Annotated in this window: 9 protein-coding genes and 1 riboswitch; of the genes, 8 read left to right on the top strand and 1 reads right to left on the bottom strand. The window is 35.2% G+C overall.

Annotation, left to right across the window (positions count from 1 at the left end; genetic code table 11):
* Window positions 1-33 precede the first annotated feature (33 nt).
* The 6 genes from AC1DKZ_RS19405 to AC1DKZ_RS19380 all read left to right on the top strand — a co-directional run bounded on the left by AC1DKZ_RS19405 (window position 34) and on the right by AC1DKZ_RS19380 (window position 10528).
* Window positions 34-1695, top strand: a complete 1662-nt coding sequence (locus tag AC1DKZ_RS19405; protein WP_476996869.1) for a SpaH/EbpB family LPXTG-anchored major pilin — start codon at window positions 34-36, stop codon at window positions 1693-1695.
* Window positions 1696-1785: 90 nt separating this feature from the next.
* Complete coding sequence (locus AC1DKZ_RS19400; protein WP_476996868.1) at window positions 1786-2604, top strand: class C sortase; 819 nt, start codon at window positions 1786-1788, stop codon at window positions 2602-2604.
* Between the two features lie 456 nt (window positions 2605-3060).
* Window positions 3061-4725 (top strand): glycoside hydrolase family 13 protein, encoded by a 1665-nt coding sequence (locus tag AC1DKZ_RS19395; RefSeq protein WP_404457617.1) that lies wholly within the window; start codon window positions 3061-3063, stop codon window positions 4723-4725.
* A gap of 202 nt (window positions 4726-4927) precedes the next feature.
* Complete coding sequence (locus AC1DKZ_RS19390) at window positions 4928-6565, top strand: PTS transporter subunit IIBC (protein WP_476996867.1); 1638 nt, start codon at window positions 4928-4930, stop codon at window positions 6563-6565.
* Window positions 6566-6569: 4 nt separating this feature from the next.
* Window positions 6570-7361 (top strand): endonuclease/exonuclease/phosphatase family protein, encoded by a 792-nt coding sequence (locus AC1DKZ_RS19385; protein ID WP_427279406.1) that lies wholly within the window; start codon window positions 6570-6572, stop codon window positions 7359-7361.
* 305 nt (window positions 7362-7666) lie between these two features.
* The gene (locus AC1DKZ_RS19380) at window positions 7667-10528 is read left to right on the top strand and encodes a YhgE/Pip domain-containing protein (protein WP_476996866.1); all 2862 of its coding nucleotides are present in this window, start codon (window positions 7667-7669) and stop codon (window positions 10526-10528) included.
* A 41-nt stretch (window positions 10529-10569) separates the two neighbouring features.
* Here AC1DKZ_RS19380 and topB read toward each other — a convergent pair whose 3' ends face one another.
* Complete coding sequence (gene topB / locus AC1DKZ_RS19375; protein ID WP_002124971.1) at window positions 10570-12759, bottom strand: DNA topoisomerase III; 2190 nt, start codon at window positions 12757-12759, stop codon at window positions 10570-10572.
* A 228-nt stretch (window positions 12760-12987) separates the two neighbouring features.
* Window positions 12988-13097, top strand: a riboswitch (TPP riboswitch).
* A gap of 72 nt (window positions 13098-13169) precedes the next feature.
* Here topB and thiM point away from each other — a divergent pair.
* Both thiM and thiE read left to right on the top strand, forming a co-directional pair.
* On the top strand, window positions 13170-13979 hold the full coding sequence (thiM, locus tag AC1DKZ_RS19370; RefSeq protein WP_016126511.1) for a hydroxyethylthiazole kinase: 810 nt from the start codon (window positions 13170-13172) through the stop codon (window positions 13977-13979).
* Window positions 13980-13992: 13 nt separating this feature from the next.
* Complete coding sequence (gene thiE, locus AC1DKZ_RS19365; RefSeq protein ID WP_476996865.1) at window positions 13993-14652, top strand: thiamine phosphate synthase; 660 nt, start codon at window positions 13993-13995, stop codon at window positions 14650-14652.
* The last annotated feature ends 279 nt before the right edge of the window (window positions 14653-14931 follow it).

The raw sequence follows: 14931 nt of genomic DNA, 5'->3' as shown, positions 1-14931 counted from the left end.
GAAAAATTTATAGAGATAGTGAGGAAGAATAATATGAAAAAGATTTTTAGTATGTTGTTAATTTTAGCATTAACGTTTTCTATGTTGCCTAGTATGTTTGTGAGTGCAGCATCAAAAAATACAGGTTCTTTAACCATTCATAAGTACGAACAAGAAAAAAATGGGAAGCCAGGTGTAGAAGGTGATGGTTCTGCGAATCAAACAGTACCTGAGGACGTTAAGCCATTAAAAGGTGTAACATTTGAAATTAAGCAAATTGCGTCATTCGAAAAGATTTCAAATGATGGGAAGATTGCAAAGGAATATGTAAAGCCTGTAACAAACGCAGAGTCAATCAAAATGACAACAACTGATAAAGGTGAGGCAGTATTTACAGATTTACCGTTAGGACGTTATGAAGTAAAAGAAGTTGCTGGACCAGCACATGTTAACTTAAATCCAAATACGTATACAGTCGACATTCCAATGACAAGTAAAACGGGCGATGTGCTAAACTACGATGTTCACATGTATCCAAAGAATGAAATCAAACGTGGAGCAGTAGAATTAACAAAAATAGGTGCAAAAGGTAAAGTACTTCCAGGGGTAAAATTCTCTTTATATACAGAGGATGGTAAATTAGTTGAAGAAAAGTTAGTAACAGGTAAAGATGGTAAAATTCGTGTAGAAGGTTTAGAGTATGGTAATTATTATTTCCAAGAGAAAGAAGCACCAAAAGGTTATGTTACAGATCCAACAGAACATGCATTTTCAATTACTGAATCAGGTACAATTAATGAGGACGGTTCAATTACATCTGGTAAAGTAGAGACTGTGGAAGTGAAGAACTATGAAGAGCCAACGATTGATAAAAAGATTAATAAAGATTTAGAATTCTTACCAATTAATACACAAACAGATTACAACTATGATATTAAAACATTAATTCCAGAAGATATTAAAGAATATAAACAGTATGTTGTAACAGATACGTTAGATAATCGATTAGAAATTCAAGGAAAACCAGTTGTGTACATCGATGGTGTAGAAGTAGATTCAAGTGTGGTAGAAGTAGTTGTAGAAGGCAAAAAAGTAACAGCGACTGTGAAAGATTTCTCAAAATTAGATGAAAAAAAAGAGTTGCATTTACAAATTAAATCACAGATTAAAGAAGATGTAGCAGCTGGAACGAAAATTCCAAATACAGCTACAATCGATTTTGAAAATAATAATAATGTAACAGGTCACAAAGAATCTAAGCCGGTAATTGTTGTCCCAACAACTGGTAGCATTGAGTTGACGAAAGTTGATGGTGCTGATAATAAGAAATTACAAGGTGCAGAATTCGAATTACAAGATAAAAAAGGTAATGTGGTAGTAGTAGGAAAGCAAGAAGTAAAAGGTGTATCTGATGAAAATGGTATTATTGCATGGAATAATATTCCATACGGAGACTACCAAGTAGTTGAAACGAAAGCACCGACTTATGAAAAAGAAGATGGTACAAAAGCTTCTTATCAAAAATTAAGAGATCCAATTGATGTAACAATTAATGCGGATCACCAAACTATTAAATTAAATGTAGAGAATAATAAAAGTGGTTGGGTACTCCCTTCAACAGGTGGTATGGGAACAATGCTATTTACTGTAGTAGGTCTCGTGTTGATGGTTGTAGCAGCATTTGTTTTCTTCAGAAGAAATACAGCGAAAAATTAAGGTTTAGAAATGATAATGATATAGCATAAAAAGAGGAGAAGCGAATAGCTTTCCTCTTTTTAATATTTTTAAATACTTAAAGGGGGTACTATGAAACAAAATATCGTTTTTGGATGCATTTTTTTATTAGGACTGGGTATATTTTTGTATCCAACTGTAAGCGATTGGTTTGCGACAAGAACACATTATTCTCAAGTTAGTTCCTATGATAAAGCTGTAAAGTCCCTTCAAAAGAAAGAGCTCGAGCGTCGAGAAAAAGAGGCGGATGAGCATAATAAGCAAGTTCAAAGCTCTGGGCAAACATTTGCAGATCCATTTGCTGAACAACCAAAAGATAATCAAAATTCTTATGCAGATGCTTTAAATCTAGGCGATACAATGGGGTATATTGAGATACCTCAGATTAATGTGAAGCTTCCAATCTATCAAGGGACTTCAGAGGCAGCTTTGAGTCGCGGTGTAGGTCATTTAGATAAATCTTCATTGCCAGTAGGTGGGACAAGCACACACACTGTTTTAACGGGGCATCGAGGTTTACCTTCTGCAGTATTATTTACTGATTTAGATAAAATGAAGGAATCGGATGTTTTTTATATCCATTCATTAGATAAGGTCCTCGCTTATAAAGTAGATCAAATTAAAGTTGTGTTGCCGCATGAAGTAGACGATTTATTAATTGTGGAAAATAAAGATTATGCAACTTTAATTACATGTACTCCTTATGGTGTGAATACACATCGTTTGTTAATTAGAGGGCATCGAATTCCTTATGAAGTAAAAGAAAAAGAAATGATTTCAAAACCATCTACGTCCAAAGATTGGATGATGGCCGTGCCAATCTTTATTTTATTTGTACTCTTACTTTCTGTTTATATGAGAAGAAGAAAGAAGAAGAAGCAGGGCAATTAAATTATATAGGTAATGAAATGAATTGGTTTGGAGAAGGAAGTTGAAATGTCACCCTTTTAAAGGGTACTAAACAAATAATGTAACTTTAAGAAGGTGATCTCTGTATGAAAACAGGAATCATCTTTTTTGAATTCAATCAGATACGCAATCGGTTAATGTGACAAGTAAGAATTTTGCATTAACGGAAAATGATACTCGTACCTCAAAATCTAGTGAAAGCAAAGAAGATAAGTGGAAGGTGAAGACTCACACTTTATATTTTGGAAAGTAAGCTAATCAAGTCTGATAGTAATAAAACTTATGCGATCACAATGAAATAGGGGATGATTTCGTAATGGAATGTAGATATTTAATAGTAGTGTGAAAAATTCTCGTTGCAAACTCTCCATATTTTGTTATGATAGTGTTACGAAAACGTTTGCATAAAAAATCGAGATGCAAAAGGAGAGAGTTATTATGAAGAAAACATGGTGGAAAGAAGCAGTTGCTTATCAAATTTATCCACGTAGCTTTATGGATTCAAATGGTGATGGTATTGGAGATTTACAGGGGATTATTGCAAAGCTGGATTATTTAAAAGATTTAGGTATAGATGTAATTTGGATTTGTCCAATGTATAAATCACCTAATGACGATAATGGTTATGATATTAGTGACTATCAAGATATTATGGATGAATTTGGTACGATGGAAGATTTTGATATGCTACTAGATGAAGTTCATAAGCGTGACATGAAGCTTATTATTGATTTAGTTATTAATCATACAAGTGATGAACATCCATGGTTTATTGAATCAAGTTCTTCTAAAGACAATCCGAAGCGTGATTGGTATATTTGGCAGGATGGGAAAGACGGCGCGGAACCAAACAATTGGGAAAGTATCTTTAATGGTTCTGCATGGGAATATGATGAAGTGACAGAGCAATATTATTTACATTTATTCTCGCGTAAACAACCAGATTTGAACTGGGAGAATAAAGAAGTTCGTGAAGTTTTATATGATACTGTTAATTGGTGGCTTGATAAAGGTATTGATGGTTTCCGCGTCGATGCGATTAGTCATATAAAAAAAGAAGATGGCCTCAAGGATATGCCAAACCCAAAAGGGTTAAAGTATGTGCCTTCTTTTGACAAACATATGAATGTAAATGGTATTCAGCCATTACTAGAAGAATTAAAAGAAAACACATTTGCTAAATACGATATTATGACTGTTGGAGAAGCAAATGGTGTGAAAGTTGAAGATGCTGATCTTTGGGTTGGAGAAGAGAACGGTAAATTCAATATGGTATTCCAATTTGAGCATTTAAGCTTATGGGATGCAGAAAAGAAGAAAGACCTTGACGTTGTTGAGTTGAAAAAAGTATTAACAAAGTGGCAAAAAGGTTTAGAAAATAAGGGATGGAATGCTTTATATATTGAAAATCATGATAAGCCACGTATTGTGTCTACTTGGGGAAATGATAAAGAATATTGGCGTGAAAGTGCAACGGCTTTAGGAGCGATGTATTTCTTTATGCACGGCACACCGTTTATTTATCAAGGACAAGAAATTGGTATGACAAATGTTCAGTTCCCAAATATTGAAGATTACGATGATGTAGCAATTAAAAATTTATATCGTGAGAAAATTGCAGAGGGCGTATCACATCAAGATATGATGGAAATTATATGGGCTTCTTGCCGCGATAATTCACGTACACCTATGCAGTGGAACGATGAAATGAATGCTGGCTTCACAACAAGTACACCTTGGTTTAGCATGAATCCAAATTACAAAGAAATTAATGTTGAAAAGCAAAAAAATGAAGAGAACTCTATTTTCAATTTCTATAAGAAAATGATTGCCTTGAAAAAAGAGCACGATGTACTGAACTACGGTACGTACGATTTACTTTTAGAAGACGATCCACAAATTTATGCATATACACGTACGTTACAGGATGAAAAAGTCATTGTAATTAGTAATATCTCAAAAGAGGAAGCTGTGTATAATGCGAGTTTATTCGCATTAGAACGCAAACGTTTGCTTTTAAATAACTATAAAGTTGCGGAACATGAACAAATAACTACAATCACGTTAAAACCTTATGAAACAAGGGTTTATCGCATTTCATAATGAAAAAGGATGCTCCTTGAGCATCTTTTTTTATGAAAAAAAATAAATTTCTATTGCAATGTGAAAACGCTTTTATTAAAATAGATTTATGAAAACGGTTGCGTAAAGAGAAAAAAGTAACATAAGGAATCGTTTTCATAAGAGAAACAGAAATTATAATTTAAATCATTATGTTGTTATAAATAAAGGGGAGGAAGAACAGATGAAAATTACGTCTTTTGATTTTTGGCAAAAGTTCGGGAAAGCATTATTAGTGGTTGTAGCTGTAATGCCAGCAGCTGGTTTAATGATTTCCATCGGTAAGTTAATTGGGATGTCTGCTGGGGATATTAACGCAGTTCATACAATTGCTCGAGTAATGGAAGACATCGGTTGGGCAATTATTACAAATCTACACATCTTATTCGCAGTAGCAATTGGGGGATCTTGGGCGAAGGATCGAGCAGGTGGTGCATTTGCAGCACTATTAGCATTCGTCTTAACAAACAGAATTACAGGAGCTATATTTGGCGTAAACGCTCAAATGTTAACGGATTCAAAAGCGACAGTTTCTTCATTTTTAGCAGGAGATTTACTTGTAAAAGATTACTTTACTTCTGTACTTGGTGCACCAGCATTAAACATGGGAGTTTTCGTAGGGATTATCACAGGTTTCTTAGGAGCTACTTTATATAACAAATACTACAATTATAATAAACTGCCACAGGCATTAGCATTCTTTAATGGAAAACGATTCGTACCATTCGTTGTAATTGTTTGGTCTACAGTCACTGCGATTGTATTATCACTTGTATGGCCATTTATCCAAAGTGGATTAAATGAATTTGGTCGCTGGATTGCAGCATCTAAAGATAGTGCACCAGTTATTGCACCGTTTGTATATGGAACGTTAGAACGTTTATTATTACCATTTGGATTACATCATATGTTAACAATTCCGATGAACTACACAGAGCTAGGCGGAACATATACGATGTTAACTGGCTCAAAGGTTGGACAAATTGTAGCGGGACAAGATCCGTTATGGCTTGCATGGATTACAGATTTAAATAACTTATTAGCAAATGGAGATACGAAAGCATATAACGAGTTATTAAATAACGTTGTACCAGCTCGTTTCAAAGCTGGACAAGTTATCGGCTCAACGGCAGCGTTAATGGGGATTGCGTTTGCGATGTTCCGTAATGTTGATAAAGAAAAACGTGCAAAATATAAACCAATGTTCTTATCAGCTGCATTAGCAGTATTCTTAACAGGTGTAACAGAACCAATTGAATTCATGTTCATGTTTATTGCACCAGTATTATATGTTGTGTATGCAATTACAACAGGACTTGCATTCGCATTAGCGGATTTAATTAATTTACGTGTTCATGCATTTGGATTTATTGAGTTAATTACACGTACACCAATGATGATCAATGCAGGTTTAACGAGAGATTTAATCAACTTTGTCATTGTTTCATTAGTGTTCTTCGGCCTTAACTTTACGTTATTCAACTTCTTAATTAAAAAATTCAATTTACCAACGCCAGGGCGTGCAGGTAACTATATTGATAATGAAGATGAGTCAACAGAAGGAACAGGAAATGTACAAGATGGTTCATTAGCAACAAAAGTTATTGATTTATTGGGCGGAAAAGATAATATTGCTGACGTGGATGCTTGTATGACACGTTTACGTATAACAGTAAAAGATTTAGATGTTGTTGCACCAGAAGCACAATGGAAACAAAATGGTGCTTTAGGACTTATTGTTAAAGATAAAGGTGTACAAGCCGTATATGGCCCGAAAGCTGACGTATTAAAGTCAGACATTCAAGATATGTTAGGTGCGTAATAATATGAAGTTGCTAACTTTAAATTGTCACTCTTGGCAAGAAGAGAATCAAATTGAAAAAATAAAGTATCTTGCTAAAGCAATTCAAGAAGAAGATTATGATGTGATCGCATTGCAAGAAGTAAGTCAGTCTATACAAGCTGAAAATGTATGCGGTAACAAGAAAAAAGATAATTTTGGACTTTTACTGCTAGAAGAGTTAAGAGCATTAAATGTAAAAGAATACAATATTATTTGGGATTTCTCTCATATTGGATATGATGTGTACGAAGAAGGATTAGCAATTATAACAAAGCACAACATTGTAAAGGAAGATACGTTCTTTGTCTCAGAAAATAAGGATACAACGTATTGGAAAACACGCAAAATTGTAAGTGCAACAATTGCTTATAATGATAAGAATATAACGTTTTATTCTTGCCATCTTGGCTGGTGGAATGATGAAGAAGAATCATTCAAAGACCAAGTTGATCGTTTAATGGAGCGTGTAAATAGCAATGAACTTTCCTTCTTAATGGGTGATTTTAATAACAATGCTCGTTTGGAAGGAGAGGGTTATGAGCATATGATGCAAAAAGGTTTATATGACACATATGAACTAGCGATAAAGAAGGATGAAGGAACAACTGTCCAAGGTGAGATTGCTGGTTGGGATGAAAATAAACAAAACTTACGAATCGACCTAATATTAAGCAATCAAAGTAAAACAGTTACTTCTTCAAAAGTCATTTTTAATGGAACAAATCGAAATGTAATTTCTGACCATTTCGGTGTAGAAGTACAATTAGATATATAATAGAAGAAACCCTCACAGATAATGAAAAGCTGGGAGGGTTTTTTGATAAATACAAGTATTCCCAAGAGAAAATACTTGTATTTTTTATGACATTTCCTATATATTTGTTATTATTGAATGTAAAACTAATTCGGTCATTTTGTATGCATACTTTTTTTACTTCGTTATATAATGAAGTAAGTGAAATGTTTAATGGGAAAAATAGTATGTTTTCGTTTAATCCACGATGTAGAAAGTGATATAATTACAAAATGTATGTATCATTTTCTAAAGAAGGAAAAATATATAATTAGGTGATAACTTTTATGAAACAAATTTGGCGTATTTATAAGACAGATTTACGGAATGTAGCCAAACATTGGGCTGCAATTGTTATTGTTTTAGGGTTAATGATTTTACCATCGTTATATGCATGGTTTAACATTAAAGCTTCTTGGGATCCTTACGGAAATACGAAAGGAATCCAAATTGCAGTTTCTAACCAAGATGTTGGATCAAATTTAAGAGGGAAAGATATTAACATCGGGGAAGAAATTGTAGATTCACTTAAGAAGAACAAAAATTTCGGGTGGAAGTTTGTTGATGAAAAGCAAGCAATTTATGGAGTAGAGCGTGGAGATTATTCCGCAAGTATTACTATTCCAAAAGATTTTTCTGAAAAGATTGCAACGGTCTTGAATGAAAATCCACAGAAACCAGAACTTGATTACTATGTAAATGAAAAAGTAAATGCGATTGCACCGAAAATTACAGCTAAAGGTGCATCGGGTCTTACAGAAGAGGTTAGTAAAAACTTTGTTAAAACAGCAAACGGTGAGATTTTTAAAATCTTCAATGACCTTGGAATCGATTTAGAAACTAACTTACCGAGTATTGAGAAGGTCAAGGATCTCGTATTTAAATTAGAAGCACAGTTCCCAGAAATGAATACACTTGTGGATAAGGCATTAGATGATGCGACTCGAGCGGAAGATATCGTGAAAGTAGCACAAAAAGATCTACCTGTTGTAGAGAGTGTAATAAATGATGGGCAAGAAGCGTTGGCAAATTTAGATAAGTTCTTTGCAAGACAAGATCAAACATTAAAGAATGCTCCAGGGACGATAAGAAATGATTTAGTAGCAGCCAAAGGTGTTATGGATAGCGCAGCTGCATTTACTGACTTTTTAATGAATCCGGGTGTGGATTTAGCTATTCCTGATTTGTCTGGAATGAATGGATTGCCTGAATTCCCAGCGAGACCGGACCTTTCTAAGTTGAATAGTGATGGTTATAAAAATATAGCGCAAAATATTAATCAAACAGTCAATAATGTTTTAAGTTCATCCCGTGCAGGAACAGCTTATGCACAAAGTGTTATGGATGGATTGCAAAATGGGAGCGTTGACCCAGAGATAGCTAAGAAAAACATTTCAACTATATCTAATAATCTTCAAACGCATATTGACAATCTCTCTTATGTAATTGATGTTATGGCTCGTTTAGAGCAAGGAGCTCAAACTGAGTTTGGGAAAAATTTCTTTAAAACAAGAAAAGAGCATTTAACAGCTATTAAAGATGGACAACAAGATTTAAATAATCGATTTAAACGTTTAAATGATTTGATTAGCACAGGTCAAGAAGTAAAACAAGATGTGCGAGATGGAATCAATCAGAAACTAAATGAAACAAATGCTTTAATCGATCGAGCTGAAAAAGATTATAATGAAACATTTGTAGCAGATTATCAAAAAGCAGTTAGTACAGTAGATCAAGCTAAAGCTGATGCAAATGCAGCATATGATAATGCAAAAGCAGATTACGATAAAGCGAAAAATGGCCTTGAAGGTGCTAAAGCAGATTTACAAAAAGCAAAAGAAGATATACAAAATAAAGGTGTTAATGGTTTAGATTCAACAAAAGTAGCTTTAAATAGCTTAAATGGTCAATTCCAATCTGGAATCGGTTTAATTGATGATATGATTCCCGTTCTAGAAAGCACAAATAAGGTTTTAGCAGATGTAAATAGTGATAAAAACCTTAATAATGGAATTGCAAAATTAAATAAAGCGAAAAGCAGTTTGCAAAAAGGTGTAGAGGCAACGAATAAGGGGATTACACTTCTTAACAATGGCCAGAAACCTACAAAAGATGTAATTGAAAGTATTAACAATGCAGCAAAAGGTGGAGCAGCTCAATTAGCAGATGTATTGTCCACGTATGATTCAGAAATTGTTCCGAACTTTAATACAGCAATTGCTCGTACAAAAGAGATGTCGAAAAATACAACTCAAATTTTAAATGATGCAGACAAAAAGCTTCCAGATGTTAAAAAATTACTAGAAGATTCATCCAAAGGCTTAGTAGACGGTAGAAAGAAATTAGCAGACATTAAAGCTGAAATGCCGGAGACTGAGAAAAAGATTAAAGAATTAGCAGATAAAATTCGTGATTTTGAATCTGAAGAGGATATAAAAGACATCATACGCTTATTAAAGAATGATGTTGAAAAGCAAAGTGACTACTTTGCAAATCCAGTAAATTTAAAAGAGAATAAATTATTTGCAATGCCGAACTACGGTTCAGCAATGTCACCATTCTATACAGTGCTTGCATTATGGGTAGGCGCATTATTAATGGTTTCATTATTAACGGTAGAAGTACACGAAGAGGGTGCGAATTATAAGAGCCATGAAGTTTACTTCGGACGTTTATTAACATTCTTAACGATAGGTCTTTCACAAGCGTTTATCGTATCAATGGGAGATATATTCTTACTCGGTACGTACGTAGTCGATAAGTTCTGGTTTGTGTTATTTAGTTTATTTATTGGGGGAGTATTTGTTTGTATCGTGTACTCACTCGTTTCTATTTTCGGAAACGTTGGGAAATCGATGGCGATTATTTTACTTGTACTACAAGTAGCAGGATCGGGCGGTACGTTCCCAATTCAAATGACACCACCATTCTTCCAAGCGATTTATCCGTTCTTGCCATTCACATATGCTATTAGTGCAATTCGTGAAACAGTAGGTGGAATGCTTTGGGATATAGTAACTAGAGATTTACTTGTGTTAAGTGCTTTCGTAGTAATCATGGTTGTGGCTGCATTATTACTGAAAACACCAATTAACAAATCAAGTGAAAAGTTTGTTGAGAACGCAAAAGGAAGTAAAATTATTCATTAAAAATAAAAGGTTCCTACCGATAGTGGTAGGAACCTTTTTGTTTAATCAAATTTTAATTTCTTTAATGCTTCTGCGAATGGATTGTTTAATGGTTCTTCTTCTTTGTTCTGCTGTTTCATATATTTTTGAACGTCGCGTTTATCAGCTTTGCTGCCGGATTCTTTTTTACGTCTCTCTTGGAATGTAGAAAGTTTCTCACGATAGCCACATTTACATGCGAAAATTTGGCCTGCTCCTTCACCACGAAGTTCTAGTTTCTTTTTACACTGAGGACAGCGTGCATTTGTAGTGCGGGATACATTTTTACGGTGACCACATTCGCGATCTTGGCATACAAGCATTTTACCTTTTTTACCGTTTACTTCTAACATTGGTTTACCACAGTCTGGACAAGACTTCGTTGAAATGTTGTCGTGTTTATATTTCTTATCACTCGATTTAATTTCAGCAACAATTTCTTTCGTATAGTTCTTCATTTCTGAAATGAATACTTCTTTCTTTAATTTTCCTTTAGCGATAGCTTCTAACTTTTGCTCCCATTCACCAGTTAGTGTAGGAGATTTCAGTTCTTCTGGCACTAAATCAAGTAACTGACGGCCTTTTGAAGTAATGTGAATATCTTTACCACGTTTTTCAAGCAAGAACGAATTGAATAACTTGTCGATAATATCAGCTCGTGTAGCTACAGTACCTAATCCACCAGTTGACTTTAACGTGTCAGCAAGTTGTTTGTTTTGCGTATCCATGTATTTTGTTGGGTTTTCCATCGCTGAAAGTAATGTTGCTTCATTAAAACGTGCAGGTGCTTTCGTTTGACCTGATGTTTGGACAATTAGTTTTATGTTTAATGTATCGCCTTTTTCGATGCGAGGTAAGATTTGTTCTTTTACATCATCGCTTGCATCATCATCTTCAAATCGATTTTCATAAACCTCTTTCCAGCCAGCATGTAAAATCGTTTTTCCGCGTGCGATGAACGTTTCGTCACCAATTTTCGTGCGCAATGTTAGTTGTTCATATTCAAAGGCCGGGAATAAAACAGCTAAGAAACGTTTTACAACTAAGTCATAAATTTTACGTTCTTTATCTGTGAAAGCTGAGAAGTTTACATAGCTCTCTGTTGGAATAATTGCGTGATGATCGCTTACTTTACTATCATCAACAAATGATTTATTAGATTTTACAGGTTTCTGCAATACTTTATGTGCTAAAGGACGGTATTCTCCAACTCCGCAAGCCTTCAGACGCTCTGGAAGTGTTCCGACAATATCAGATGAAATATAGCGTGAATCTGTACGAGGGTACGTTAAAACTTTATGCTGTTCATATAATTTTTGCATAATGTTTAATGTTTCTTTCGCAGAGTAACCAAATATTTTATTCGCATCACGTTGTAGCTCAGTTAAATCGTAAAGACCAGGAGCGAACGATTTCTTTTGTTTTTTATCAATGTCTACAACAGTAGCATTTTGTTTACTAATTTTGTTCACGATTGCATCAGTTTTTTCTTTATTAAAGCTACGGCTATTTCCTTTTGTATCTTGCCAAGTTAGCTTTAATCTCTCAGCTGTTTGAGCTTCGATACCATAGTAAGTTTGAGCTTTGAAATGTTTGATTTCATCTTCACGGCTTGCAATCATGGCTACAGTAGGTGTTTGAACACGACCACAATTTAGTTGGGCATTAAAGCGAGTAGTTAATGCTCGAGTCGCATTAAGCCCGATATACCAGTCAGCCTCTGAACGTGCGACAGCCGAAGCGTATAGATTGTCATATGCTTTTCCTGGTTTTAAATTTGCGAAGCCATCTTTAATTGCTTTATCGGTAACAGATGAAATCCATAGACGTTTAATCGGTTTCTGCATTTTTACTTTATCGATAATCCAGCGTGCGACCAACTCTCCCTCACGACCGGCGTCAGTAGCTATAATGATTTCATTTACATCTTTTCTAAGAAGCTGACTTTTTACAGCGTTAAACTGTTTCCCTGTTTGTTTAATAACGGTTAGTTTTAAACGCTCCGGTAGCATTGGTAAATCTTCTAAATTCCACTGTTTATATTTCACATCATAGCTTTCTGGATCAGCTAATGTAACGAGATGACCTAAAGCCCAAGTAACAATATATTTACTACCTTCAAGATAGCCGTTCCCTTTTTTATCACATTTCAGTACACGTGCGATATCACGTGCAACAGAAGGTTTTTCAGCAATTACAATACTTTTTGCCATATTTAAAAACATCCTTTCAAATTTCCATACGTTAAATATAGCATACATCTTTGTTCTATTCAGTCTTGCTGACGGTTTGAGTTATTTGTGGTGAAATATACGTGTGAGAGTTTTACTTATATAAAGGCGAAGAATGGTTGAACCAGGAGAGTTCTGATCTCTATCATTCTATAAAAGTAAAGAACTTGTTATTTTACTAGAATAAGAGTAGACTTTGAAGTAGATGAATAATAAACACATGGGAGTTTGTGGATGCAAACTGAGAGTATGACTAGTCCGTCATTGACCATTTGAACCTGTTGGATAATGCCAGCGTAGGGAGAGTGTAAAAGCACATGTTCAGGCACTTTGCGTACGCGCAAAGTGCCTTTTTGTGTATCTCCCATTACTATAGTTAGGAGATGAAAAGGATGAATATGAAAGAAATTAGTAAAGTAGTGGATTTGGTGAGAGAGTCTAATCCACTCGTTCATAATATTACAAATGTCGTTGTAACAAACTTTACAGCTAACGGTTTGTTAGCGTTAGGGGCATCGCCTGTAATGGCGTATGCAAAAGAAGAAGTAGCAGAAATGGCTAGCATTGCGGGAGCCCTTGTTTTAAATATGGGTACACTTCGTCCTGAAGAGGTAGAAGCGATGTTACTTGCTGGTAAATCAGCAAATAAGAATGATGTACCAGTATTGTTTGATCCAGTTGGGGCAGGAGCAACTTCTTATCGAACAGAAGTTGCGAGATATATTCCAGCTGAAATCGATTTAGCTGTTATCCGCGGAAATGCGGCTGAAATAGCTAACGTTATTAATGAGAAATGGGAAATTAAAGGTGTAGATGCTGGTACTGGAAACGGTAATGTTGTAAATATTGCAAAACAGGCAGCGGATGAATTAAATACAGTTGCGATAATTACTGGACAAGAAGATGTTGTTACAGATGGAGAGCGAACTATTCTTATTCGAAATGGCCATCCTATTTTAACGAAAGTTACTGGAACAGGTTGTTTACTGACTTCTGTAATAGGAGCATTTGTAGCGGTAGAAAAGGATTATGTAAAGGCAGCAGTAGCCGCATTAACATTCTATGGAGTAGCAGCAGAAATAGCGGCTTCGAAAACAGTAGAGAATGGACCAGGAAGCTTTCAAATTGAATTTTTAAATCAGTTAGCGAATACAACTTCAGATGATATTGAGAAGTATGGAAAGATTGAGGTTATACAGTAAGGAGGGGAACTAGATGTCGCGCATTACAATGGATGAAATGTCTAGGTTATTACGAGTATATTTTATTATGGGAAGTAACAATTGTACGAAGGAGCCACTACAAGTATTGAGAGATGCACTTGAAGGCGGTATAACAATTTTTCAATTTCGTGAAAAGGGGGAAGGGGCTTTAACGGGAGAGAAACGTATTGATTTTGCGAAAGAACTGCAAGCGCTTTGCAAGGAGTACGATGTACCATTCATCGTAAATGATGATGTGGAACTAGCCCTCGAGTTAGATGCAGATGGCGTGCATGTTGGACAAGATGATGAAGGAATTACATCTGTTCGTAAAAAAATGGGAGATAAAATTATTGGAGTATCTACACATACAATTGAAGAAGCACGCTGGGCGATTGAAAATGGAGCCGATTATTTAGGAGTTGGTCCAATTTTCCCGACGAGTACGAAAAAAGATACAAAAGCGGTTCAAGGAACGAAAGGTCTAAAGTATTTTAGGGAACAAGAGATTGCAATACCGATCGTTGGGATTGGTGGGATTACAATTGAAAATACAGCTTCTGTTATAGAAGCGGGTGCGGATGGTGTTTCAGTTATTTCAGCGATTAGCTTAGCGGAATCTGCGTATGAAAGTACGAAGAAATTAGTTGAGGAAGTAAATAAGAGTTTGTAGAGTCGCAAAATGAGTTGTTTCGTTTATCCTGCTATTTGTGGGAGTCTTACGCCGGTAAAAGCCCGATTGGTGCGGACTAATAATCAGTGGGGGGATGAACAAAACCCACTGATTAAAGTTTCAATTTATTTAAACAAACGTTTGATTAAAAAAGCACAAACCCTTTAAAATTGTAGGTTTGTGCGTTTATCCCGCTATTCGCCGGGCAGTAAAACTCCCACCTCAAAATTCGGCTTTAGCAAAGAGGTTAGGTGGGAGATCAACTGCCCGTAAAAGCCC

Source organism: Bacillus sp. 05T21, assembly GCF_056396785.1.
The sequence above is the reverse complement of the archived record's forward strand: the minus strand, read 5'-3'. Positions and strand labels throughout refer to the sequence as shown.

What these genes read in the sequence shown, in the direction of transcription:
- topB (WP_002124971.1), bottom strand. Translation starts at nt 12,759, where the DNA reads ATGGCAAAAAGTATTGTAATTGCTGAAAAACCTTCTGTTGCACGTGAT.
- AC1DKZ_RS19380 (WP_476996866.1), top strand. Translation starts at nt 7,667, where the DNA reads ATGAAACAAATTTGGCGTATTTATAAGACAGATTTACGGAATGTAGCC.
- AC1DKZ_RS19385 (WP_427279406.1), top strand. Translation starts at nt 6,570, where the DNA reads ATGAAGTTGCTAACTTTAAATTGTCACTCTTGGCAAGAAGAGAATCAA.
- AC1DKZ_RS19400 (WP_476996868.1), top strand. Translation starts at nt 1,786, where the DNA reads ATGAAACAAAATATCGTTTTTGGATGCATTTTTTTATTAGGACTGGGT.
- thiE (WP_476996865.1), top strand. Translation starts at nt 13,993, where the DNA reads ATGTCGCGCATTACAATGGATGAAATGTCTAGGTTATTACGAGTATAT.
- AC1DKZ_RS19390 (WP_476996867.1), top strand. Translation starts at nt 4,928, where the DNA reads ATGAAAATTACGTCTTTTGATTTTTGGCAAAAGTTCGGGAAAGCATTA.
- AC1DKZ_RS19395 (WP_404457617.1), top strand. Translation starts at nt 3,061, where the DNA reads ATGAAGAAAACATGGTGGAAAGAAGCAGTTGCTTATCAAATTTATCCA.
- AC1DKZ_RS19405 (WP_476996869.1), top strand. Translation starts at nt 34, where the DNA reads ATGAAAAAGATTTTTAGTATGTTGTTAATTTTAGCATTAACGTTTTCT.
- thiM (WP_016126511.1), top strand. Translation starts at nt 13,170, where the DNA reads ATGAATATGAAAGAAATTAGTAAAGTAGTGGATTTGGTGAGAGAGTCT.